21 protein-coding genes are annotated in these 25,138 nt (G+C 42.3%); 3 read left to right on the top strand and 18 right to left on the bottom strand.

Going from position 1 to position 25,138, the window contains the following annotated elements; translation table 11 throughout:
• Window positions 1-3: 3 nt before the first annotated feature.
• The 10 genes from tssC to tagH all read right to left on the bottom strand — a co-directional run bounded on the left by tssC (window position 4) and on the right by tagH (window position 13,135).
• Entirely contained in the window at window positions 4-1,497 is a 1,494-nt protein-coding gene (gene tssC, locus QQL66_RS11795) for a type VI secretion system contractile sheath large subunit (protein WP_284381608.1), read from the bottom strand.
• A 1-nt stretch (window position 1,498) separates the two neighbouring features.
• Complete coding sequence (gene tssB / locus QQL66_RS11790) at window positions 1,499-1,999, bottom strand: type VI secretion system contractile sheath small subunit (RefSeq protein WP_284381606.1); 501 nt, start codon at window positions 1,997-1,999, stop codon at window positions 1,499-1,501.
• Window positions 2,000-2,055: 56 nt separating this feature from the next.
• Window positions 2,056-3,168, bottom strand: coding sequence for a type VI secretion system protein TssA (tssA, locus tag QQL66_RS11785; protein ID WP_284381604.1), 1,113 nt, complete (start codon window positions 3,166-3,168; stop codon window positions 2,056-2,058).
• A 92-nt stretch (window positions 3,169-3,260) separates the two neighbouring features.
• Window positions 3,261-4,046: a PP2C family protein-serine/threonine phosphatase gene (locus QQL66_RS11780; protein WP_284381603.1), complete on the bottom strand. Its 786-nt coding sequence runs from the start codon at window positions 4,044-4,046 to the stop codon at window positions 3,261-3,263.
• Between the two features lie 33 nt (window positions 4,047-4,079).
• Window positions 4,080-4,802 carry a type VI secretion system-associated protein TagF gene (tagF, locus tag QQL66_RS11775; protein ID WP_284381600.1) on the bottom strand — a complete coding sequence of 241 codons (723 nt, stop codon included), beginning with the start codon at window positions 4,800-4,802 and terminating at the stop codon, window positions 4,080-4,082.
• Complete coding sequence (tssM, locus tag QQL66_RS11770) at window positions 4,784-8,332, bottom strand: type VI secretion system membrane subunit TssM (RefSeq protein ID WP_284381599.1); 3,549 nt, start codon at window positions 8,330-8,332, stop codon at window positions 4,784-4,786. Before tssM ends, tagF begins: the two co-directional genes overlap by 19 nt.
• A 23-nt stretch (window positions 8,333-8,355) precedes the next feature.
• Entirely contained in the window at window positions 8,356-9,675 is a 1,320-nt protein-coding gene (gene icmH / locus QQL66_RS11765; protein WP_284381597.1) for a type IVB secretion system protein IcmH/DotU, read from the bottom strand.
• Between the two features lie 59 nt (window positions 9,676-9,734).
• Window positions 9,735-11,063 (bottom strand): type VI secretion system baseplate subunit TssK, encoded by a 1,329-nt coding sequence (tssK, locus tag QQL66_RS11760; RefSeq protein ID WP_284381595.1) that lies wholly within the window; start codon window positions 11,061-11,063, stop codon window positions 9,735-9,737.
• 31 nt (window positions 11,064-11,094) lie between these two features.
• Complete coding sequence (tssJ, locus tag QQL66_RS11755) at window positions 11,095-11,751, bottom strand: type VI secretion system lipoprotein TssJ (RefSeq protein WP_284381592.1); 657 nt, start codon at window positions 11,749-11,751, stop codon at window positions 11,095-11,097.
• 67 nt (window positions 11,752-11,818) lie between these two features.
• On the bottom strand, window positions 11,819-13,135 hold the full coding sequence (gene tagH / locus QQL66_RS11750; RefSeq protein ID WP_284381591.1) for a type VI secretion system-associated FHA domain protein TagH: 1,317 nt from the start codon (window positions 13,133-13,135) through the stop codon (window positions 11,819-11,821).
• Window positions 13,136-13,513: 378 nt separating this feature from the next.
• On the opposite strand from tagH, the gene QQL66_RS11745 reads away from it, so the two are divergent.
• From QQL66_RS11745 to QQL66_RS11735, 3 genes are all read left to right on the top strand, one after another.
• Entirely contained in the window at window positions 13,514-15,535 is a 2,022-nt protein-coding gene (locus tag QQL66_RS11745; protein ID WP_284381590.1) for a serine/threonine-protein kinase, read from the top strand.
• Between the two features lie 208 nt (window positions 15,536-15,743).
• Window positions 15,744-16,607, top strand: coding sequence for a hypothetical protein (locus tag QQL66_RS11740; RefSeq protein ID WP_284381589.1), 864 nt, complete (start codon window positions 15,744-15,746; stop codon window positions 16,605-16,607).
• Entirely contained in the window at window positions 16,597-18,489 is a 1,893-nt protein-coding gene (locus tag QQL66_RS11735) for an ATP-binding protein (protein ID WP_284381588.1), read from the top strand. The genes QQL66_RS11740 and QQL66_RS11735 overlap by 11 nt, the downstream gene beginning before the upstream one ends.
• A 67-nt stretch (window positions 18,490-18,556) precedes the next feature.
• On the opposite strand, the gene gorA is transcribed toward QQL66_RS11735, so the two are convergent.
• The 8 genes from gorA to gspH form a co-directional block, all read right to left on the bottom strand.
• Window positions 18,557-19,906: a glutathione-disulfide reductase gene (gorA, locus tag QQL66_RS11730; RefSeq protein ID WP_284381586.1), complete on the bottom strand. Its 1,350-nt coding sequence runs from the start codon at window positions 19,904-19,906 to the stop codon at window positions 18,557-18,559.
• A gap of 35 nt (window positions 19,907-19,941) precedes the next feature.
• Entirely contained in the window at window positions 19,942-20,571 is a 630-nt protein-coding gene (locus QQL66_RS11725; protein WP_284381584.1) for a GNAT family N-acetyltransferase, read from the bottom strand.
• An 86-nt stretch (window positions 20,572-20,657) separates the two neighbouring features.
• Window positions 20,658-21,161, bottom strand: a complete 504-nt coding sequence (locus QQL66_RS11720) for a type II secretion system protein M (RefSeq protein ID WP_284381582.1) — start codon at window positions 21,159-21,161, stop codon at window positions 20,658-20,660.
• Between the two features lie 5 nt (window positions 21,162-21,166).
• Window positions 21,167-22,504 carry a type II secretion system protein GspL gene (gspL, locus tag QQL66_RS11715; protein ID WP_284381580.1) on the bottom strand — a complete coding sequence of 446 codons (1,338 nt, stop codon included), beginning with the start codon at window positions 22,502-22,504 and terminating at the stop codon, window positions 21,167-21,169.
• A gap of 19 nt (window positions 22,505-22,523) precedes the next feature.
• Entirely contained in the window at window positions 22,524-23,555 is a 1,032-nt protein-coding gene (gspK, locus tag QQL66_RS11710; RefSeq protein ID WP_284381578.1) for a type II secretion system minor pseudopilin GspK, read from the bottom strand.
• The gene (gspJ, locus tag QQL66_RS11705; protein WP_284381576.1) at window positions 23,552-24,172 is read right to left on the bottom strand and encodes a type II secretion system minor pseudopilin GspJ; all 621 of its coding nucleotides are present in this window, start codon (window positions 24,170-24,172) and stop codon (window positions 23,552-23,554) included. Before gspJ ends, gspK begins: the two co-directional genes overlap by 4 nt.
• The gene (gene gspI, locus QQL66_RS11700) at window positions 24,172-24,573 is read right to left on the bottom strand and encodes a type II secretion system minor pseudopilin GspI (RefSeq protein WP_284381574.1); all 402 of its coding nucleotides are present in this window, start codon (window positions 24,571-24,573) and stop codon (window positions 24,172-24,174) included. Before gspI ends, gspJ begins: the two co-directional genes overlap by 1 nt.
• Complete coding sequence (gene gspH / locus QQL66_RS11695; protein WP_284381572.1) at window positions 24,570-25,124, bottom strand: type II secretion system minor pseudopilin GspH; 555 nt, start codon at window positions 25,122-25,124, stop codon at window positions 24,570-24,572. The genes gspI and gspH overlap by 4 nt, the downstream gene beginning before the upstream one ends.
• Window positions 25,125-25,138: the final 14 nt, after the last annotated feature.

The raw sequence follows: 25,138 nt of genomic DNA, 5'->3' as shown, positions 1-25,138 counted from the left end.
ATCTTATCCACCAATTTCCGGGATTTTAGCTACCAAACGCAAAGAGGTTGTAAGTTCTTCCATTTGCAACCAAGGTCTTAACCATGCAACTGCATTGTAAGAGCCTGGTGAACCAGGAATTTCTTTAACCTGTACTTTCGCATCCGCAAGTGGGTATTTAGCACGGATTTCCTGACCACCACCTTCAGAAGCGTTTACATAACTAAGAATCCAACGGTTTAACCATGATTCAACATCTTCTGCTTCCATGAAACTACCAATCTTGTCTCTTGCCATTACTTTTAGATAATGGGCAAAGCGGCTGGTAGCCATCAAATACGGTAAACGTGATGAGATTGCAGCGTTCGCAGTGGCCTCTGGCGAGTCATACTGCTTTGGTTTCTGAGTGGTTTGCGCACCAAAGAACACAGCGTAATCAGTGTTTTTATAGTGGCACAAAGGTAAGAATCCTAGTTTTCCAAGTTCTGCTTCACGACGATCAGTAATACCAATTTCTGTAGGACACTTAAGATCCGGATCACCATCATCACTTGTAAAGATATGGCTCGGCAAATTGTCCACTCGACCACCACCTTCAGCACCACGAATTGCAGTACAGAATCCGTATTTAGAATAAGCGTCCGTCATACGAGCGCCCATCACATATGAGGAGTTCATCCAGCAATAGTCAGCATGCTTAGCCGTGATAGAAACTTTAGTCTTCTCATCAACTTCAAACTCTTCAAACCCAAATTCTTCCACAGGGCTGGTTGCTTGACCATAAGGAAGACGGGCCAGAACTCGAGGCATGGTTAATGTAACAAAGCGTGAATCATCACTTTCACGGAATGAACGCCATTTTGTGTACTCTAGAGATTCAAATACTTTCTCAAGGTCGCGAGGCTTACTTAATTCCGTCCACTCATCAAAACCAAACAAAGCCGGAGATGCTGCAGAAATAAATGGGCAGAAGCCTGATGCAGCGACATTAGACATATTCGTTAATGTTTCGATGTCTTCTGGGTGGTTAGTGAACTCATAATCCCCGATGATAGTGCCGTATGGTTCACCACCTGGAGTACCAAATTCAGATTCGTAAACTTTTTTGAAAATCTGGCTTTGGTCAAACTCAACCGCTTTACTCAAATCTTTCGACAGCTCTTTTTTGCTTAAGCTGATCATGCGAATTTTCAACGAAGCACTGGTTTCTGAGTTCATTACCAAGTGATTCAAGCCACGCCAGCTACCTTCAAGTTTTTGAAACTCAGGTGTATGCATGACTTCTGAAAGCTGCTCTGAAATTAGTCTATCAATTTTGCTAATTGCATCATTAAAAGTAATGGACAGGTTTTTATTCCAGGTAACCGTTCCATTTAATGCTTCTTCAGTAAGCGTTCTTAGCAATTCTTCTGCGCGTGTACTTTCAGTTTGCTTTGTGGCACCGATGGCTTGTTCTAATAACGAGCCTGCTTCTTCGGTTGTTGCATCAAGAGTATCTGCGACTGCTTCCGTGCTCATCTTAGTTCTCCTCTACATTCAGCTCATTGGCCAACTGCTGTAAGTCACCAGTGTTGTTTAACACACGCTCTAGAATATCTTCCAGGTCTTCAGAGCGATCTACCTTCGTCATCAAATCACGTAGTTTATTACGTGTTGCCATGAGTTTATCTAATGGCTCGATCTGTCTAACAACTGCTGCTGGCTCGAAGTCCTGCATTGATTTGAATTCAAGATCCACAGTGAACTGACTGTCATCACCGGCCAGTTTGTTATTAACCTTGAATGATAACTTAGGATTCATACGCTTAAGCACATCATCAAAATTATCACGGTCGATCTGAACAAAACGACGTTCTTTAAGAGGCTTCAATGCTTCGGTATTTTGACCTGCAAAATCCCCCATTACACCTACAACGAAAGGCAGTTCTTTCTTGACTGCTGCACCTTCTGTTTCTACGTCATAAGTAATATGAACTCTGGGTTTGCGAACCCTTGATAGCTTATTGTGGACACTTTCCATATTGATCTCCTTTCAATTAAGGCCTAATCCTTCAGTTAAAAATTAAGCTGTTTATCCTATTCCCCAACAGGAATACCTGTGAGACGAAAATACTGATTCCTGGAACCACCATCATCGATTAATTCTTGCAATAATTCCGGCAAACTTAGGCCACTCCAACGAACCACTTGGTCAATTGCATATGGCATAGGTGAATGAGGCTCGGTTTTATGAAAGAAGTCGGATACTTCTTTCAGCATACGGATAGCTTGATCTCTTGTTTCAAGTTTCTTTGGAACTTGGGAAACAACAGTACCAGCACTGGAAGCGTCTCCGTCTTCATCCTCAACTACTTCTAAACTCTCTTCGTTTTCTGCTACTGCCTGATCAAGACGGTCACCTACAAAGTAGCGTATTGCCTCATAACATTTGGCAAGGCTTTTACTGATCATACTGGTAGGTTGTGGTGTTCCGGACATTGCTGCGTCCATTGCATCGGACAGCAGTTTGAATTCATCAATTGCGGATTGTAGATCGGCAACCAGATTCTGATAAAAGTCGATGGGTGTTTCTTTGATAACCGATTCGATCTCTTCTAGCGTAGCAATGCCAGAATCAGCTTTTTGGCGTTGTTTCTCTTCATCCAGCAGCGCAATCTCAGCTGCTCGAGTATATTGCCACGTTGCATAAGCTTGCTCGCCATTGGATGGAGTTATTGGAATGCTTACGATCGGAGTAATTAAAGATCCCTCTCCGTCATAACCGTTCAGACCAATAATTGGCGCTATGCGAGTCTCAAGGCCGTCTTCGTCTGGAAGAGGATAGATAGAATCCCAATAGTTTTCGATTAATTCACGTGTTAGACGGAAGGCTGCAGCAAGCCCGGAAAAACCTTCCAATCGGCAAAGTGCCTCGATTAGCCAAGCAGCGTATTCCAGATCCTTACATTCGTTCGTGAGTGCTTCCGGGATTTGCTCTGCAATTGGCCGCCAGTCATTAAACACGGACGAGACAAGATCATCATCAACAAGGGCTGCACGTTCATTCGCACGAGCCTGATTACGTACGTCTTTCAGAGTAAAATATCTGGACGTAGGGGAAATATCGTCTCTTGGGTCTGCGCCAACTGGAGACGAATCAGAAATTGGCGCTAACAAAGTACCTATGTCGAGCACTTCACTGTAATCCATTACACTATCACCTAATAAAAAAACATTGCTTCCTGCAATGTCTGGCTGATCTTAAGCAACTGTTACTAAATTACAATCGGCAATATACGTACTTAGCGAATTTTATTTAAAACTGGGATCGTCTTCTCAGTTTCATTGTCGGCTGCTTCATCTTCTTGTAATCCTTTTATCTCAACAATTACATAGGTAACATTATCTCTAGCTCCAGCCACTAAAGATGAATGCAACAAGGCCATTCCCGCTTCCATCACATCCGCATTTTTCAGGTAACGAGCTATCTCTACATCAGGTAGCTCTTTATTTAAGCCGTCAGTGCAAAGTAGAAAAATATCACCAGGCGAACACTCGCCACTGATAATATCAACAGCAACATCAGGCTCAACACCGATTGCCCGGGTAATTACATTAGCACACTCATGGTGCTCAGCTTCCTCTTCACTGATCAGTCCCTGCTCGACCATTTCAGAAACCTGACTATGATCCCTGGTGGTCTGTTTAAGGTTCTCATTGCGTAACAAATATCCCCTACTATCACCGACCCACAGTAAGTGAAATTGTTGTTTTTCCAGAAACAGAACTACCACGGTTGTTCCAGCTGTGTTTCCTTCTAATTGATTTCTACTGTACGACTGCAATGAACTGTTGGCTTCCTCGAGTGTGCGTATTAACAGTTCTTTGGATATTTCTTCATTACTGCGACCAACTACTGCACTTCGAATCGAGTCCAACACTAATTGGCTGGCCACATCGCCAGCCGCATGCCCACCCATGCCATCAGCCACAGCCCAAATCCCCTGTTCTGGCAGCTCAAGACATGCGTCTTCGTTTACTTGGCGGATAAGCCCAACGTGAGTTTGTGCATGAGAAACAATCTGCATAAATATTCTATTCCCTGATTAAATACTGCATTCTCAACAAAGAATTTGTTTCTTTGTCCAACCCCATCGATCCCAGTTTCCATCCAGCATTGCACTAAATTGGCTTACCTGAGGAAGTCCATTGGTCACAAGTAAACAAGGATCAACTTCATTAGAGCCTTGAGTCCACCACAAACAATATCGTCCATAAAGATCACAATAGCTCTGATGAAGTAATCCCAACGGGGACAAAGAGCCTTCAGCATGCGCCTCAATTACCTGTCCCCTAATGGATCTTTCGTTTGGAGTGACAGAGGCCATCATTTTGGCCTGGCTAGGCCAGGACATATCCTCCTTGGCTAACATTTCCAGCCAAGGCTCTAAATAAAAGTCGTCATCCAAACTTGCTAAAATCCAGGGTTCTAACTTCTCTGACCACTCGGATTCGGACCAAACCTGAATTGGAGTTTGAGTCACCTCTTTAACGACAGCAAAGGGATAATGCCGCCCTACCTGATCAACACTCGGAATGAATGTCCCAGCCATAGCAGATTCACCGCAAACTCGACTGGATAAAGCAAAGTGCCAGATAGGACTGGTTAGATACCGCTCTAACCAGTCTCCTCCTAGCTGCTCTTTGCTAACAGCCAAAACCGCTTGTAACCACTCATTCCAACTATCGATAAACCCTACGGGTAAACCCTGAGAAAGAAAGTCTCCACGGGAAGGAATCTTCCCGCAGATTCCAACACTTGCACCTACAGAACCATCGGGCATCTAAACTTCTCCAAATCACGATTCCAGAAAGGACTTAATGCACTGTTCGGTAATAGCTCTATTCGAGCATTATTCCCTTGGGCTGCTAAATGCAGGACTTTATCTTTCTTAGTTTTTGGTCTTGCTTTCGCTGCATCATCTAACAGTCTGAACCATGACCAAGCACCGTCAAACGTGGTATTCACAGGTAATCCGCCATTTGGTGGCGTAAATATCATTCGCGTCTGCAATAGCTCTCTCTCACCAGGCCATACAAACTGTTTGGTACGCGTAGGACCATGACGATAAGACAACTCCTGACCATCCACTTCGAACATGAAATGTGAAATATTACGATCCAGGAATACAGGTTTCAGGCCAAACTCGATTTTTAGCGTCCTACTTCCTGGTTCAAAGAAGGCCTTCCGAATTTTTTCTGCACGTTGGAAAATATCAAGCGCATCAGAGCTTAAGCCGACATTTCGCTTGAATGTCCATGGAGATTTTCTGGTATTCACAAAGCGAGCAAGATAGTCATTGAAGAATTTATCCATGGTGCCACCGTAACCAAAGAACTTCTCAAAATCTTTCAACTTAACGTCTTTTGAGCTGTTCTTATTCAGAGGATAGCGACCTTTCAATGCACGAAGATACTCAGACACAACAATCGTTTCCCAAGCTTCATTAATGTGTTCTTTAGTGCCTTGGGCAAAGATCTGTGTAGTTTGACGAGACAAGTCCGATAGCCATTCCGAAATTGGATCAGGAAGATCTTTCTTTAATCGACGTAGCTCGATCTTTAACTCGTCCCCTTTCTTACTGTTCAACTGATGAACATAAGCCTCACTCGGCATAGCACCAGGTACAGATAATTGTTCGATATATAGATAAAGCTTGCGCATGGACGCTGAGATTTGATCCAACTGGGCCGGTGCAACTTTCAAATAATCTTTAAAAACATTCTCAACTTCTTTACCTGGTAGCTCAATTTCGACACTTGGTATTTCATCAGGCAACAAACGACTTAATCTCGACTTCTTCTGTGATAAAGCAACATCAGCAGCGTTCCCCGCCAGATCCGCTGCCGCTTTAGCATTTTCTGACAACGGCAATTTAGTCAAATGTAAGTTGGTTTGGGCTGCATTGATGATGCTCTGAATCGGTTGTTCAGGACCAGCCAAAATTTTGGTGATATATAAGCCCTGATCCACACTGGTGATAGGTCTCACTTCAATATCGCTCAAGAAATCCTGCCAAGCATAGACGTAATCCCTGATGTACTTCTCTTGGACTTGCTTCTCTAAGCTGGACACGACCTCACCATTAATAAAATCAAGATCGTCACCATAAACCCAACTGTCTTCCATCAAACGCTTAATGATCCGGCTATTTTCAACAAGAAAAATCCCATGAAACCCTTTGTATGTGTATAGCCCAGGGATACCTTCATGCAATGGCACTCCACTCTTGCGGCGTATCACCCCCATACTGTCTGAGCCTAAGACATCATTTAGTCTAAAGTCAGGAATGTGACTCTGAATAAATTCGCTACGAAGTCTTTGATACGCTCTTTCAGCCAACGGGGTTGCCATTAATAGCTGGCGTGCATCCGCTACGGTTTGATGATCAATCTGTGCGCGAATACCTTGCTGTAGGAGATTATCTAAGTGCTGAGACAATTCATCCCTAATCTCTTTATTGATATCACCTGGAAGCTTACGTTCGAAATACAGAGCAAACCACGAACGGACTTGCGGACCATCAAAGTGCTCCGGCATAAACAACATCAAGTACGACTTCAATGTCTCATAGAGGTAATCGCGATGATCAGAGTTAACAACCATTTCAGTTTGTAGTGCATTCACTAAATAACTGGTTAAGTGGCTATTAAGAGCTCTTGAGTAAGCAGCAGATGCAGGCTGACCCAATTTTTCACCCTGATAGAGCCCCATGTTCTTAGGCCCATCCTCAGGGATTGCGTTCGAAAAGCCAGCGGGCATATCGCGTAAAATAGTCAACGCGGTTGTCATCGAAACAATATCATTATCTGAAGTGAGCTCACCACCAGTTACATCTTTGTATAGCGCTATCGCTTCAGCACTGCTGTCTGTGAGTTCTTTATTCCATTGATAACTAGAGAACCAAAGTGCTAGCAGAATCAAAGAGGCCGCTGAAGCGAGTGCTAAGGTACCTTGCCTAATCCAACGGTGTTTCTTTTCATGAAACTGATTTACAGAGGCAAGACTTTGCTCAGGGAAAACAACATCTTCCAGAAGACGTTTGATGAAGTAGCCTTTCCCTTCGCCAGTTTGTCGGCGCAATGCCGGCTCTGATAAGCCAAACCCGCTACCTATTTGAGTCATAACCCGATCAATGGGTACGCCTTCCTGAGTAGCACTTGCGATATATACGCCACGTAACATCGGGGATTGTTCAAAGGCATTCGGAGAGAAAATCTCTTTTAAGAAATCATCTGCAGCTGACTGTAACAATCTGAGTTGTTTTGGAAACTCATAGATCAGTGTTCTGCGTTCCAAATCATGTTCAAACTGCAAACGAGAGTTCATTCGTTGATTTAAACGCTGAACGATCGAATGAAACTCTTTATTAAAGTTAGAGACAACGCCTTTCTCAGGGTCTTCGGCTAGGGTTTCAAATGTCATACCCCAAACCTGCTCCATCTCCTCTTTTGATAAATCATCAAAAAACTCACTAAAGCCAGCAATAAGGTCCGCTTTGGTGAACACAACATAAACCGGGAACATCATGCCAAGCTGGTTCTGCAGCTCTTGAACACGTTGTTTGATAGCTCGTGCATGGATATTACGTTCTGTTTTAGTTTGAGTAAGCAGGTCTGCCATACTGACAAACATTAGGACGCCATTGATTGGGCGCTGAGGGCGATACTTTCTAAGTAACCCTAAAAATCCCTGCCAAGCCTGGGAATCTTGTGCAACATGACTGTCCTGAGTGGTATATCGACCAGCCGTATCAATTAAGACGGCTTTGTTTGTAAACCACCAGTCACATTGACGGGTGCCACCAATACCTTCAATAGAATCTACACCCATAGATTCCTTAAGTGGGAATTCAAGCCCTGAATTATGAAGCGCGGTTGTTTTACCTGAACCAGGAGGGCCAATCAACATATACCAAGGCAGTTGGTTTACATCTCGTCCTTTACTGAACTTGGAGCTCTTGAGAATCTCCAATGCCTGCTGCATTCTTTTTCGAAGAATCTCGATATCACGCTGAGCGACAGCGTCCTGCTGCTGATCTTCATCTCCGTTCAGGAGACTATTTACAGCCTCTTTGTTCTGCATTTTTTTGCGATTTATGGACAGGTAATTACTAACTCCCCAGCCAATGGCAATAAGTAAGATGATTAGTAACCTTACAACGGGACTAGCCAAGGGTTCCGAGCCTGCAATCGCTATTAGTGGGCCACCAAACCATAACAAAATAGCCAGAGCAACCAAGCCTAATGTAGTAACAACCCAGCGCGAAGATAGTATCGCGCCTGAGCGTTTAACAATTCCTTTGAGAGACATTTCTATATTCCTTCATTTACAGCTTATGGCAGCAGATCAATTTCAATACGACGATTCATTCGTCGATTTTCATCTGTATCATTCGGGGCAATCGGCTCAGCTTCACCTCGCCCTTCAGGCCATAATCGTCCATGTAAATCAGTTTTTGAGGCTAACGCATCTGAAACAGCATTTGCTCTTGCTAAAGACAAGTGCCAATTCGATGGGTATTTGCTAGAAAAAACAGTTTTATCGTCTGTATGAGCCGTAATAAGAATACGGCCCGAAGTAGATTCTAGGGAACGAGCAAGTTTCGCAATGACCGGCTGGAAGTCTTCTTTCACAGTCGCATTATTTGCACTGAACAGCTGTTCCGAGTTGATCCGAAGCCTAATTCGATCAGACAGATCATGCACCTCAATCAGACCTCTCTGTATCTCAGTTTGGAGCAATTGTCGTAAACGAATTGACTGGTCTCGGTCTTTAATAGTGAGAGTCTTTTGTTCCGTCTCAACCCAAGGAACAAGTGCACTAAGATCTTTATAGACACTGTCAGAATAATCGTTTATCTGATATCTGAAGAGCATATAAGCAGACAATAGTACTGCGCCAAACAATGCAAGTAACACCCAAAGAGGAAAGGCTTTTTGTTCGATGGAACGATTAGAGACATTTTCAGCCCATTGTGGTGAAAGGGCTCTTTCATGTTCACTGCGTTGAGTTCGGATCGCACGAAATGCCTGTTCACGAATCTCTTCCAGTTTTTCAGCACCTCTTTCTTCCACTCGCATCTTGCCGTTAAAACCCAAAGACAAACAGAGATATTGAAGCTCAAGCAAAAGGAGATGCTGACTTGGGTTCGCAATACTAGACTGAATTAAGGTATAGAAATATTCACCACCCCAGGTTTCATTGTGGAAGGTAGATAGGAGACTTTCTGCACCCCATTCACTTTGTCCTCCCCATGAGGTATTCAATACTGCCTCATCAATGAAGGAACACAGACAATAACGAGCAGATTCAATAACTTCACCATCGACGGATTTTGCTCTTAAGCCATGCTCATAATTTTTGATCAGCTCAATGCATTGGCGTTTCAAAGCGTTTACGTCATGGTGTTTAGGCGTATTTCGTATTTTGGCGATCAAAGAAAATAATGTACTGGCTTCATCCACCAATACATTATCTCCAATTGCGACGGATTCAGACTTCTGACGGATAGCTGCTGCATTATCGAATGAAGACAACACTGTTTTATCAGGGTTAATTTCCGGTTTGGATTCCTGAGGTGCCTCGTTTCCAGGCGCAGGTTTACTCACCCCTCGCCCACCGGGACGAGGTTTCATGATCGTTTTATCTGTCATCTGCAACAAATCCTTGTCTGCAATTTCATGTAACCGGTATCGATACCGATAATTATGAACTATCCCTTAATAGCCCAAAGCTCTAGTTTCAACCCTGGATAATTCCCTGATAAGTGAAGTGCTATGCCACCACTATTTGCCAAACGTGGCCAATAATCGCTCGTTTTATCTAACTGGAAGTAATGGTAACCCGCATTGAATGGCACCTGCCTTGGTGCAACAGGTAGAGAAGTAATCGTAATGCCAGGAAGTTGGTTATTTACCAAATCTCTGATCTGTTCAACAGAACCAATTTTGATCCGGGCAGGAAGATGTTTACGAATTTCCTCATGTGGTAAGTCAGCGGAGACCGCAATGACAAACTGAGCATCAGTTAGCAGAGATTTATCATTTAGCGGTGAAACATGAATACCAAACTTGGTTTGTTCTAGCGGTAACGCCAACGCAGTCTGTTCCAATACAACACTTAGTGTTTGATTCAATGCCACCATCACGTTGCCAAATACACTGGTCAGATTATCGTGTTGGTATTTATCAAACTCGGGCGCTCTCTTTTCTTTCGCTGTAAAAGTCGCTAATTCACCAGCAAAAGAAATGAATTGGAGGTACAAGGCTTCCGGGTGTGTACCAGAGGTTGCTATATAGTGTTTGAACATCGGCTCATACCGATTTAACACTTGAAGCATCAAAAAATCTGCGATTGAGCTGGCTCGTCCTTGACCTTGAGAAATTCTGGCTGCAAGTGCTTCCGCTCTCTGACGGATCATTCCAATTGTTTCACGTACTAACGTCATCAAGCGTCCATTACGCTGTACATTCAACAAAGGTGGTATGAATTTTTTATCGACACGGACCACACCATCGTCTGTCAATTCAACGATACGTGCGAACGGTATAGCAACATACCCGGACAGGTCTTCACTTTCGAGTTTAATTAACGTTCGTAATTTGGCTAACTGAATAGTTTCGTACGCATCGCCACCAATGGTGTTGTCTACGACACCATGATCAAGATATTTAAAACGGGTGATAGATGAACTGTCTTCGCTACTGATATTGACCCCAGTAGGCTTATCAATGGGCAAGCAAAGATAGACCTGCTCATCTTTACACCCTTTAGGAACCATTATGGGCGTGGGTAATTCATCACACTCAGGCAATTGAACAAGAGTTCCATCTGCAAAAATTCCATTGATGGATTCGAGTCCAATTTGCCCTAAATTGAACAGTTGTTCATCAATTGAATAATCGTAAACGCCCCAAGCAAAGGCATTTAAGTGTTCGATTAGCTTTGCTTGGGTGTTTGAAAAATAGCGATCTTGCTGTTGGAAATGTTGAGGTCGAAGGAACATTCCTTCGTTCCATGATACCCGGCTGGTACTGCTCATTATGAATTCCTTTTCTGTCCAGAAACTGACATTACAGCTTGCTGTTTACTAATCCTTTAGCCTCAGCAGCTAAATCCTTGTTAGTTGCCGATTCAACCGTTTCAACAGGATCTACCTCTTCAGCTGCTTTCTTTAGCTCATCTGGGATCTCGATACCTGAGCCCTTATCCTTGTCAGCAACCTGCTGAGATTCATTTCTGTTTATATCAAGATCATGCTCTCGAATGTACACAGCCAATTCATCCATATAAACGTAAAGATTTTCATAATCCGTAGGATCTACTTCAACAATGGCTTTCCAGCGAGCCTTTTCAATATCACGATAGGCGACCACCATCGCTACATACTGAGCAGCAGGCGAAAGAGACATTTTAAATTCAAGTCGATCTCCAGGCTGAAATTCCAGCTCTTCTGTTTTTAAGAGATCAACCCCAAGCACAGACTCCGGAGAATCATACAGAACAAAAAAGTCCTGATTAATAAAGCGAGTCCGTGACGCCAGTTCATAAACTTTTACAACCACTGGCGAAGGTCGTCCGTCCATATCAGGATTCAGAGTATTCGAGACTTTAAAGTGAAAATCAGTCGATGGTGGAAAAACCGAATAAATGCTCTGACACCCAGCCGTAAAGAACGTCAATAATCCCGAGATTAGAAGCAGTCGGGTTGCTTGTATAAGTCTATTCATGTTCATCCCTTCTATGCTTAGTAAGTTTTATTAACAAGGATGGCCTGGCTGTCTGCAGCGGCCATCACTACTTCTTCAGTGCTGCCTCGTAGGCAGCAGTAAACTCATCATTTACTGCACGCTCACCTTCATTTGAAAAATCTTTCTGAAGGTCTTTGTAGAGTTCTTTGTAAATATCCCAGTACCTAGCCTGCCTCTTCGCTGGAGTCATCTTATCCATGAACGAAGTCGTAAAGTCTTTGCTCTGAACAAGCTCAGGAGACAGCTGATTTAACACACCATTAACAGCACCTTTAGCCCCGGCCATAATCGCCTCTTCATGACGATTAATATCTTGATAGGCATCTTTCACCGCTTGTTGGGCAGGTAGGAAGCTTGTACCCGGCCTATTAAATAAGTTATGAAATGCATCTTCCAAAGAAGCTGAGAATTTAAGCGGATTGTTTTCTTTTTGCTGAAACGTGGTTTGATTAACACGAAATTCGCTTTTAGTTGTAGAGCGATTTCTTAGTACATCCATAAGCCCTAAAAGCAGCTCCTGAAATGTCCCACCCAGCTGTTCCCACCATTTGTCATCGGCATGGGCTGGAATCATATCACTTGAAATGCCCATCCCTCTTAACAACGCAACTATATGCTGTTCATCTACTGAAGATCCCTCTGAAACTGGGGGATTTTGAACGGGAGTACTGCCAACATGTGTTGCATTGACCGCTGTGTTAGTTGCCATCGGAGTCGATTCTGGCACTTGAGGTGTACTAGGTGGTATGGGGTCAATTGGGGCAAAATGGCTGTCCCACTCTTCAGGAATTTGCGGTGAAGGTGGAAGAAAGTGATCATCCAATGTATCTGAAACACTGGTAGCATCGACAGACTGTATTGATTCAATTGTGGCAACTACTGGTGTTGATGACGAACTTTGAGGACGAGCAAACTCTGACATAGGAATCCCCATTCCCAAGTCAGCCGAAGACTGCGTGGAAGACGGAATGACTTCTGTTTGATAATTATTTAACAGTTGATCGCTTGCACTTGATTCGGGTACAGCATTGTTTGAAGACTGAGTTACCAGACGAACTTCAACTTCATATTCACCAAGCGAGAGAAAGTCACCATCACTTAAGAGGTGAGAATTATCAGTACCCAAAGGTTCAACAGATCGGTTTACATACAAACCATTTGTGGAGAGATCTGTAATATAGAACGAGCCATTACGCTCTTCAATACGGGCATGGGTTCCTGAAACAACTCGCTCAGGATCTGGAAGATACCAGTCTGAGGATTCCGAACGACCAATAGTTCCACCAAATTGATCAAACGTTTTAATAGCTTCCTGTCGAGAAGACAAGCGGTGATAGCTAACGACTGTTAACTCTAGCAACATATCCTATGTTCCATTTCATTCCTTTGAAATGCCCTGTCCGACCGTCCTGTCATCTGATAAAAAGGCAAAAGCTTATAGAGAAAGCTTTGAATTTCACCAAGGGCTTTATATTGCGGGGAGGTTAGATTGTATGCAGTAATTGGTCAACCCGAAAGATGCGACCTAATGCACAAAAGGAAAATAATGTTTACAGAGAATAGATTTTGGCATCGCTAGTCCTCGATTCCAAGTGTTAGACTTGCGCCATCAAAGCATGAGTGGAAATCCTTTATTGGATTTACCCATAAAAGTCCACGGATATTTAATCAATAGCCATTTTAGTAAGGTTGATTAAATAAGGACAAAAGATCGTATTCAGCTAAGGAAGGGCCGTTCTCTATGAGCAGCAAAGAAACCGCTAATAATCCCGCTAAGTCCTCAGACAACGAAGTAACAAGTACACCAGAACCGACTTCAGTACCTGATAAAACTCAGATCGATCTCGTTCGATCAAAACCTGCTAAAACGCCCAAAAGTTCTCTGGAAGGAAAGTGCATAAAAGACCGTTACCAGCTTGAGACTCAGATTGGCTCTGGTGGTATGAGTGATATCTATAGAGCAAAAGACCTGGCTCTAGAGAAAGCAGGAATTAAGGATGTCTATGTTGCCATCAAAGTTTTGCAGCCAGAATTTGTAAAACAACCCGAAGCCCTACAGCTTTTACTTAAAGAAGCGGACAAAACCCGACGTTTGTCACACCCGAACATTATTCGCTTATATGATGTAGATTCGGATGGGGATATTCACTTTTTGGTGATGGAATACCTGGATGGAGAGACGCTGGATCAAGTGATCAAGCGCTCCAAACCCAAAGGACTTAAATTAGATGGTGCCATTAAGATCCTGAATCAAATGTGCAGTGCCCTATCCTATGCGCATCAATCCGGCATTGTTCATACAGATTTAAAGCCTGCCAATATCATTTTGACCCGTGATGGCCACATTAAGCTTCTTGATTTTGGAGTAGCCCAAGCCATTCAAGTGAATCACGACAAATATTCAGCCACCGATGTTAACCAAACAGCACCTCATGGCGGTTATACACCTGCATACGCAAGTCCGGAGCTATTGGCTGGCAACCTACCTTCGATCAAAGATGATGTATTTGCATTTGCGTGCGTTGCCTACGAGCTACTCACTAGCAAGCATCCTTTTGATCGATTACCTGCCGATAAAGCAAAATCAGAGAAAAAGTCTGCTGCGAAACCAAAACATATAAATAATCTTCAATGGAAAGCCCTTCAGCTGGCGCTTAGTTTCGATCAAGCCAAGAGAACGGAAAATATCTCCGCAGTTATTGAGGCACTAAACAGCAACCCTTGGCCCAAAGTTGCCATTGCAGCAACCGTAGCTGTATCAATTGGCCTAGGTGGCTGGTTTAGCTATCTACAACAAAACACAGCTAATCAAGCACTTGATCAAGTCGCTCAGTATCAAGAACATGCGACGTTATTGGATAAGCTTGGAAACATGTCTTCGGAGCAGTTTCTTAAGGACTACCCTACTTTGACCTCAATTACTGAGATCGAGAAACAAGGGTTATTGAGAATACACAAACAATCTTTAATAAACGCCTACGAGAAGAAGGTAGACCAGGCATTAAATGATGGCGCGCATGAGTACCCTAATTATCCACGCGCGGAGACTCTACTTGCTGACATCATTGATTACTTCCCTGACTCTCAGATCCTGGCGAAACAAGCGCTGATCATTCAGCGTGGCAAACAAGCTGCCATTGAAGCCCTTGATGAGCGCCTACATGCGCTACTTCGTAAAGGACATTATGAAAAATCAGATAATGATATCTATTACCTTCTGAATGAGTTGCAATACATAGACAATACATACAGCCTAGCCCTGACTGCAGCAGAGATCAGCACTTATAAGAAACAGTTTAATGCAGCAATTCAATCTCATGATGTACAAAGTCTTAAGACGTTGATCCATGCTGGCAATGTATTCTTTAGTGAATCAAGTGATACGGAAGCATTGATTGCTTTAGGCCAGGAATTAAGTGAGTCAGTGTCATTACTAGCACAGTACAACCAAGCAAAGTCTGAAGGTGAGACCCCCGAATACCCGTATCAGGCAGCAACTGTTCTTTATAAAGACAGCTTTGACAACTTAAACCTTGAAGTGAATAAAACCCGAACAGTAGCCACAATGGATGAGCTATATGACCGACTGGAATCGCTATCCAAAGAACTGCCGGCAGATTTTACGCCTCTGCTAGAGACCCGTAAAAATATGGCGGATAAGTATCTTAATCTTGCAGATGAACTTCTTAAGAAGCGTAAAGTAAGCACTGCGAACCGAGTCATGAAGAGAGCTAACAAACTCATCTCAAGTACCAACATCTAATTTGATTTGCGCCCAAACACGGGCGCACTCTTTTTGAATAACCTGACAAATAACGCCTCACCTTCTGCAGATACATCTCCCTTTAAAATTTTGACCATTAGTCAAAAAATTAACGAAAATTTGGTTCGTTAGGCAGTTTGTTATATTCTTGACGAAAAATTATAAATGCTTTTACGCGGTTCATGGATGATGACCGTGGAGCCTAGCCGTGAATTTAAAACTTTTAAGAAACGTTTGTTTAATGATTGCTCTGGTATTGAGCAATTATACTTGGTCTCTCACAAGAGAACCGCAGTCCTATGTCATATCTTCCAAACTATCCAACCAAGTGGCTGGATATTATTTCGATAACGGGTTTAAACATAGACGCTCAGTTCCAAGCACGTCCTCTCTGGATAGACTGATCATATATGGTTGCGAGATCGAGCGACGGTTGGAACATCTCCAGGTGATTTATATTTGTGAAACACCAAGTGAATCGGACATTGAGGAACAAGCTTTTCTGTTGCCCATTCCATCCCCCATTGATCAATTGAACATCGCTAGGGCAATCATCAGCGGAGATATCGAGATTGCGGTTATCTATAGCCGCAAATCTGAAATACAGTACAAATACCTTGAGACAAACAAACACGAATCGATTCGTATTTCAGGCTACAAAAGTTATGGTTCTCTGAAATTTGATCAACAAGTAAAAGACGTCATCAAACAAAACGATGCCGTTTTGGCTTTAGCCGATGAAAGTATTTTCAATGAATCAACCCAAAGAGCTTTGATGCTCAATACCTACCGTGAACGAAGACCTGTTTTCGGCCCCAATGAATCTTTTGTTGTATCAGGAAGTATTGCCACTTTATGTATAACTGAAGAAGATATTGCTAAATCAGCCATTCGATTAATCAAAAGCTTTGAGGAAACAGAGTATCTACCTGGTATCTATTTCCCAATCTCACCCAAAATAGTCACTAACAATACCGCAGCGAAGACTTTTTCACTTAAACTCCCTGATGATGAGATCATCGGAAAGAAAATCCTACAGGCTTCTCTGGGAGACAAAGTAAATGAATTTTAATCATTTAACTATCTTCCAAAGGACTATGTTTCTTGGTGTAGTTCCTTCGCTGCTAATCGTTACACTACTCGTCGGATTTTTTATTTATACACGCTTTGGCGACACCATTAATCGATTTGATGAAAAAGGCACTCTCTTAGCCGCTCAACTTGCTACTTCCTCAGAGCTGCTTTTGTTCAGTGGGGATGGAAGCTATCTAGATCCCCATGCCGATCATGCGTTGGTCGACCCTGAAGTTCTTTGCGTCAAAGTCATTAAGGAACAATCACTGATTTACAAACGTGGTGACTGCAAGCAAATTAACCGGCCGAATCTTCATGAATACTCGCATATCATTTATAAACCCGTTGCTTTTCGTGATATTGGTATGCAAGGGAAAAAACAAACAATGGATAACCTGGAACTTGGCCGGGTTGTTGTACTTCTTTCCAGTGAACAAATACAAAGAGAACATAACCAGATCATTATCCACGGTTTATCAATAGGCTTTCCTGCAATACTGTTAGCCCTCCTGGTATCTTGGCGGATAGGCCGCTCTCTCTCAGAACCAGTTGTTGAACTATCAAAAACAGTTCATCAGCTCACTAAAGGCGATTTATCTGCGCGAATTGAAGTTAGTACAAAGTCCGAATTAGGACATCTGCAGACTAATGTAAATTCCCTTGCAGAAAGCCTGGAGATTCATGAATCCACCAGAGCAAGAGACCTGGAAAAAGTAAAACAGGCACAACAAGAGGCAGAAGCGGCCTCGGACGCAAAAAGTCAGTTCCTTGCCGTTATGTCTCATGAGCTTAGAACACCGATGAATGGTGTAATGGGAATGTTACAACTTCTTCAAACCAGCCAGCTTTCAGAAGAAGAAAGAGATTACGTTCAGACAGCAATCAATTCAACGGAACACCTACTAACAGTCGTGAACGATATTCTTGATTTCTCACGAATTGAAAGCGGTAAAATGAATATCGAATCGGTTTTCTTCAGATTACCTGAGCTATTAAAAAGCATTCATCAAAGCCTGGAACCCATTGCAGAAGATAAGAAACTCCCCTTTGTCCTTGAGATGGGACCAAATCTGGACATTTCTGTCCAGTCCGATCCCACCCGTCTACGGCAAGTCCTAATTAATTTGGTTGGTAATGCGATCAAGTTTACTGAGAGCGGGTTTGTTAAGATCAGTGTCCATCACAAGATGCTGTCTGCCGATACCACAGAGCTAACGATTGATATTGTCGACACTGGCATTGGAATTTCAAAACAACAGCTGGTAAAGATGTTTGAATCCTTCAACCAGGCGGATAGTTCCACCTCACGAAAGTATGGCGGCACGGGACTTGGCTTATCCATCTCCAAAAACCTGTTGGAATTGATGGGCGGGCAACTTAAGGTTCAAAGTCAACTCGGTGTTGGTTCTACCTTTTCTTGTGTCCTCTCACTACCCTATCGGCGTTCGAATCACACCCCGAGTCACAAGCCATTAGCATCTTCCGTGATTCAAGTAGATGGTGAACAACTGGGCTTAGCACTTTTAGCAGAAGACAACCCTGTCAATCAAAAGGTCGCTGTGGCAATGCTCAAGAAAATTGGCATATCGGTAGATGTCGCTGAAAACGGCTTCAAAGCCGTACAGAAGTGTCGTCAGAAAGAATATGACATTATCTTTATGGATATCCAAATGCCTGTACTGGATGGCTATCAGGCCGCAGAGCAAATACGAAAAGACAGTGGGTTAAACAACAAGACTCCAATTGTCGCTTTATCAGCTAATGCATTAGTGGAAGCGCATGATAAGGCATTATCCGTCGGCATGAATGCCTACCTTTCAAAGCCATTTAAAAAGAATGAGTTAGAAAACATTCTTAAAGAATGGTTGACTCATAATTAGACAAAAAATTGGGGCTTTTATAGCCCCAATTTTTTGAGATAGGAATCAAATACAACGTTGGATATTTTTAGGATACAGGATCTCGCATAGTAACGAATTCTTCCGCACTGGTCGGATGTATCCCTACCGTTGAATCAAGAACAGTTTTTGTAATCCCCATCTTAATAGCTGCTGCGAAGCCCTGTATAACCTCACCTGCATGATCGCCAACCATATGCATTCCAAGCACTTTATCTGATGCTTTATCAACTACGATTTTCATCAGCGTTTTTGCATCAGAACCGGAAATCGTTTCTTTAAGAGCACGGAATGAAGAGCGATATATTTCTACGTCGCTAAAGTGACGCTTCGCTTCATCTTCACTTAATCCAACAGTCGCGACATTCGGTTGGGAGAAAACAGCAGAAGCAATATCTTTGTAATCCATACCTGTTCGAGCAGATCCTTTGAATTCATTTGCAACAAATCGCATTGCTTCATGAAGCGCAACTGGTGTTAACTGAACCCGATTAATTACATCACCTAAAGCGAAGACGCCAGATTCAGCAGTCTCAAAGAACTCATTAACAATAACGGCTCCATTGGAATCCAATGCTACTGCAGTATTTTCAATCCCCAATCCAGACGTTAAAGGCTTTCTGCCAGTTGCAAATACTACTAGATCAGTTGATATCGATTCACCTTCACTGAAGCTCACGCGATATTCGTTACCTACCTTTTCAATAGAGGTTGGTGATCGACTAAGATCTAGGGTCATGCCAGACTTGGCAAGCTCTTCTGTAAGGTGGTTTCGTACATCTTCATCAAAACCGCGAAGTAATTTATCACCTCGATAGGATAAGGTTGTATTAACCCCCAAACCATTCAGAATGCCAGCAAACTCCACAGCGATGTAACCACCCCCGACAACAAGCACTCTTTTAGGCAATGCATCCAAGAAAAAAAACTCATTGGACGTAATCGCCAATTCGCTACCTTGAATATCAGGTTTAACAGGCCAACCACCTGTTGCTATGAGGATTTTATCCGCTTTTATTTGTTGATCGTTGACCTGAACACAGTGATTACCAATAAGCTTGGCCTCACCTTCATAGACTTCAACATTAGAGTTATCTAGCAAGCGTGAATAAATCCCATTCAATCGCTCGATTTCACTGTTCTTATTTTGAAGTAGCGTTGGCCAGTTGAAATTATTTACCTGTATGTCCCAGCCAAATCGTTTTGATGATTCAGCAATACGAGAAAATTCAGAAGCATAAACAAATAGCTTTTTCGGAACACAACCAACGTTAACGCATGTACCACCGAAATAACGTGACTCCGCAATTGCCACTTTCGCACCTTGAGCCGCAGCCATACGAGCAGCTCGGACACCACCAGAACCAGCTCCGATTACAAATAAATCATATTGCTTCATGGAATTTCCTTCAGGAGAATGAGAACTAACACAAATCACTTAAATGATTTGTACAACACAGTAGTAGAAGTCTCTCCAAGGTTGATTTGGTTCATTACTTGAAAACCAAATCCTTCACAGAATTTAACGTACTCGGGATTAGCAACTTCGACACCAATGCCTGGTTTGTCATAATATTTTTGACAATATTCAAGCGTGGCTTCCATAAGATAGTGACCACATCCATGATCTCTAAATTTTGGATGGACACCCATCAGAGGTAAAACAATACAAGGATGTTCTGGCATTGAAGTGACCAGAGTTTGTTGATATTTAATGTAGCGATCTGTGGCATCGAAACCAGCGGTCAATACCATCTTTGCGTACCAGATAGGGTTGTGTGTGACATTAAGCTCTTCATCGGATGTTCCGATAAAAACGCAACCGATTAACTGATGCTTATGATAAAGACACATAACAGTATGGTCGTCATCAAAATAGCTATGAACTGCTTCACGAATGGTGGCACGAACACGCTGTGAATAGGCAGGCTTATTGGCGTTAAAGAGATAGCGGAAGGTTGGTTCATCCTCATAAACATGCAGCAGTAAGGACTTTAAATCGCCCGTTGCATCTTTATCAGCCTTTACAAATCGCAGGTCATTTTTATCAAACTTATCACCCACCTTGAAATCTCCCTAAAAACTCGCTTTTAAATATAAGCTAGCATGTAACTTACTGAATACCAATAAATATTAGAAAAATGAACGAGTTATCCTGCAAAAACTAGCTTAGCATTGACCTTACCCGGTGAACGACGGTCAATAGATCCTTGAACAACCACTACACTATGCTTCTGAGAAAGCTCTTGAATTAATCTAAGTAGAGATAATGCCTCGACATTCTCAAACGTAGCTCTAACTTGCTTGTCTTTATCTGGACTGATCTGCTTAATAGCTACTTTATTAGCTCTAGCCAACCTGTTGACAAGTGAGGTTGGTGTGCCACCAGTACTCTGTCCTGATGAGTCAGCCTTCATCAACGCAGATTCATGGTCTTTAACCTCTTTAAGAAACTCTAAGCGACTTTCATAATACTGAATTTGAGCTGTTTCATAATCAAGAACAGGCTTTACAGCAACGCTGTATAGCGCAAATAACCCAAAAAAGGTCGCCAACGCTTTAAGTGCCAGACGATCTCGAGACGAAAGCTGATTCCATTGAACAAGTATGGGTTGAACAGTAGGATTTTGAAGTAAACGATCAATGACGGACATTAGCACTACCCCTCCTTGGACTGAAGAATTAAACGGCCTTTGAATATGCCATTATCATTTGTGACAGACCCTACCGTAACTTGGTACCCGGTTTTATCCATAGAGTCTTTGAATTGATCAACTTGGGCAAAAGAATTGGCATGTAATTCTAACTGCGTTTCACCTGTTCCAGCCCGATATGACAATCGTTGGACATAAGGCGCTTTATCTTTCGAAAATGCTGCAAGCGCATTAATAATGTCGGAGGTTACATTATCAAGTAGTACAGCCTCAGTCGAACTGCCAGACCTCATTAAGGTTGATTTAATTTTCGAGCGCAGTGCTCGATCACTTTGTAGTTTTGATAATTGAGCAGAAGGAATGGCTCTCTTCACTGTGGAATAGATTTGAGCCTGTAATTCATTGGCTTTTTGTTGATATTGCCAACCGTTATACAAAGTTAACGCCAAATGACAGCACAGTACAATCGCTCCAAAAACAAGTGTTGGCGTTAACAGTGCTAGCCAAGGATTGGTTTGTTTCTTAGGCTTATATGAATCTACGAGTAGCGTTTGAAAATAATCAGAGTCATTTGAGCCCGTCGCTGCAAATGAAACCAGATAAGGATAGATACTTTCTATTTTATCAAAGTAGAACTCGACGCCCTGACTTTCAGGCAGTGCATTTTCGATTCTTTCTTGCAGTTCGGAATAATGTATTTCACATGACTCGGTGAGGACCAATTTTACATTTGTAAGTGATGCTGTCTCATCCGTATGAGACCAAAACTTTTTAAGACCCCAGGGTATTTGTTGAGCAGACAGATAAATAGGCTTCTTACCTTGCTGAGACAGAAAAGCCATTTTTCCATCAGTTAACAACATTAGCTGCTGTTCAAGGGTTGGCAACAATTGCTCGATGCCATACAAATCGGTTATCTCAAGGCCAATCAGACGAAATAAATCGACAACTTTCTCAATCAGTTCTCTATCAACCGCCGTCACATTTAGTTGACCATCTGTAGGCTTATAGTCAGAAACTAGAAGTAAACTATCCGGATCTTGTGCAGTCTGTTCTTCCACGATGAAAGGCAAGGCTTGTTTGAGCTGACGGGCTTTTTTAGTTGGTACTGCGACTTCCATCATAGAGACAGATGCAGAAGGTAAAATAACAACTAATTGCTCTGAAGGGTAACTCATCAGAAAGTCTTTAACTTCCTGCACAGGAACTCCGCTTAAATGCTTATCAGCCGAGCGAGTAAGATCACTCCAGCGAACAAACTCCACTAACAAATGATCGAGTGCTTCTTCTGCTGTAAAAGCATCGAAATTTGGAGGTAAAAAAATGAATCCTTTTTCTTTCATAGTGTCGCTTGCTGCATTATTAATTAAAACTGAAAATTGGTTTATTAGTATTTGGTATAAATCGTTTACTTAAGTCTCTACTAATAACCTGTGTTTTTCCATTACTTGAGTCCCGAAATAGTACACTATAGCTTTGTACTACGCGATCCCCTAAGGTCACTCGTGTTTTCAACAAAAAGTAATTGGATACAACAGTAAAATCATTCGGATTTAGCTTTCCTGAGATTCCGGCAAACGCTTGATGTTGAAGAAAGTCACTTACCTCTTCATAGCCATTATTAAGACCTGCTCTGTCTTTGATTAATGTATCGACATCTGACTCTGTAATAGCAGGATCTAATGATAGTATGACTTCACGAGACATAGTATTAACGTTTAATAGTGTAGCTTGTTCTGGCAATGCAGATACATGAGGAGCAATCAAAGGGAAATAGTCTTTCATTTTGTCTATAAGCATTAGTTCATCAATACTTGAAAACAGGAAATTAAGTGTCCTATAAGCTGGATCTTTTATTAGGTAATCTCCTTCTTCCAGCCCTAGGCCGGTGGAAGAGTTATCCTCGTCCAGCCAGTCAACGATGGATTCCGGGATCTCGGAGGGAATTGTTGTAGTATGCGTTGATGATATTTGTGAAAAAAGCCGCTTAAGATAATCGAATTGAGTTGGGATGATCTTATAATTTTTATCAACTAAATTATTGAGATTGTATTTCCCTTGTAAGTCAAATATTTCTGCTTCCAGAAAGCCTTGTCTTCCTTCTATCGGATATAGCAACCTATCTGTACTCCACTTCTCATTGAGATGATCAACGAATTTTTTATTTTGTTGTTGAGCATAGTCATAATCTTGGTACATTAACTCTTCAGCCATTATTTCAACAGCTTTAATGTACTGAAAAGCCTGAGTCCTAAACACCAAATTACCCGTAAGCTGAATATCAATGGTTTGCCGATGAGAAATAGCCGTAATAATTGCAACAACTAGAGCCGTTATGAATAAAACAGAAATTAACGCCAGGCCTTTCTGACGGCTAAACGAAATACTGATCATTTTCTCAACACCTGCTCTACCCAGCGATATACCTCGCCAGTATCTGTCGTGATTTCAATGGAAATCGCTTCGGGTAATTGTTTCAAATCTTGTGGAGACATGTTTGCAGGATTGGGAAGCCACTCAGCTTTCCATTCTTTATCATCAAGGACTTTCACTTCTATTTCAGCAATCCCTTCTAACAATTCCTGCTCTCTGGGCGTTGAATCAGGAGCCTGATCTAATACAGGCCAGACAAACCTAGTCAGACGATCATCCCTTAGGTGATATGAAACTCTCTGAAAATTGGAGATTTCTTGTCTACGCATATTGGCAACGCCACTCTTGGTAAACTCTAATGCTCCGTAATTGCTGTATCCGCCTAATCGTAACGCAGGCTGGTAATCACCAAACTGATCACGAATAACTCTATCTGATATTTGGCGTATATCATGCTGAATAATGGTAGCAGCAAGCTGAAACCTTCTAAGCTCTTCAGCTTGAACAGAAAGATGGTCACGCGTACGAAGAGTTTGACTGAGTAGAGTATAGGTAGAAACACCAATTAATGCGGTTATGCCTATGGCAAGCAGGACTTCCAGTAATGTAAACCCTGAATGTGATCTTACCCCCTGCACTAGTTCTTCCCCTTAAAACCAGTCAATGTCACTATCGGATAATCTTTACCAAAAGTAGTGCCTTTCTCCGCAACAGAAAGCTCGATTAATTTAAAAAAATTGGCAGTTCGAGGATTAGCAGAAACCTTTCTTGTTATTGCCCATGTTTTATCTCCGACATCAATATCATAAGTAGTCGTTTTAGAAGCAGGAAAACCAGGTTCCAGGACAAAAGCATTCAGCTCCTGTTCCGCAATTAACAGTGCTTTGGTTTTTAGTTCTAGTCGGGCTGCATTATTAATGTATATGGATGCAGAACGTCCTACAGACACCGCAATAACAGCAAAAATCATCAAGGCAATCATTACCTCGATCAAGGTAAAACCAGGCTGAAATAGGCGACATTTTCGATTTATACTCATAAATCGTCGTCCTCATCGAAAGGCAAAGTCAGCTCAGTTTGCCCAAAGCCATCCGAAGCAAACTTAATTTGCCAATCAATATCATTTTCTTCAAACAGCACTAATTCAAAACTGTCATTCTGCCCATCAGACGAAAATACGATAGAAGGGACCAAAGCAGCCTCATCATTGTCAAGCTTTTGGGGGTTCTTATAGATAGTATTCAGCTCTTCTGAGATCGAAATCTCATTCAGGGAAGTGAAATCAATTTCAAAATTAACCGGTCTCTTACGAAACATCTTTTGATCTGCTTCGTTCCATACATTGTTATCGTAATCAAAGGTCAAAAAACCATATTCTTCATCGGTAAAATACCAACCGACCTCCTGATTATAGAGAATGGCTTGTTGGCTTGCCTCATTAAACAAAGCCTGGAGACGTTTACCCTCTTCAACCAAATCACGTTTGGAATTATTAGTGCCAGTAGAAATAGTAACGGCACTGAACAGTGCCGCTATCAAGACCATAACAACCAGTAATTCTATTAGGGTGAAACCCCGTTGATTACGCATATTCAAAGACTACC

Origin of the sequence: Litoribrevibacter albus (genome assembly GCF_030159995.1) — a bacterium.
Lineage (GTDB): Bacteria > Pseudomonadota > Gammaproteobacteria > Pseudomonadales > Litoribrevibacteraceae > Litoribrevibacter > Litoribrevibacter albus.
This window is presented reverse-complemented; position numbering and strand designations above follow the sequence as displayed.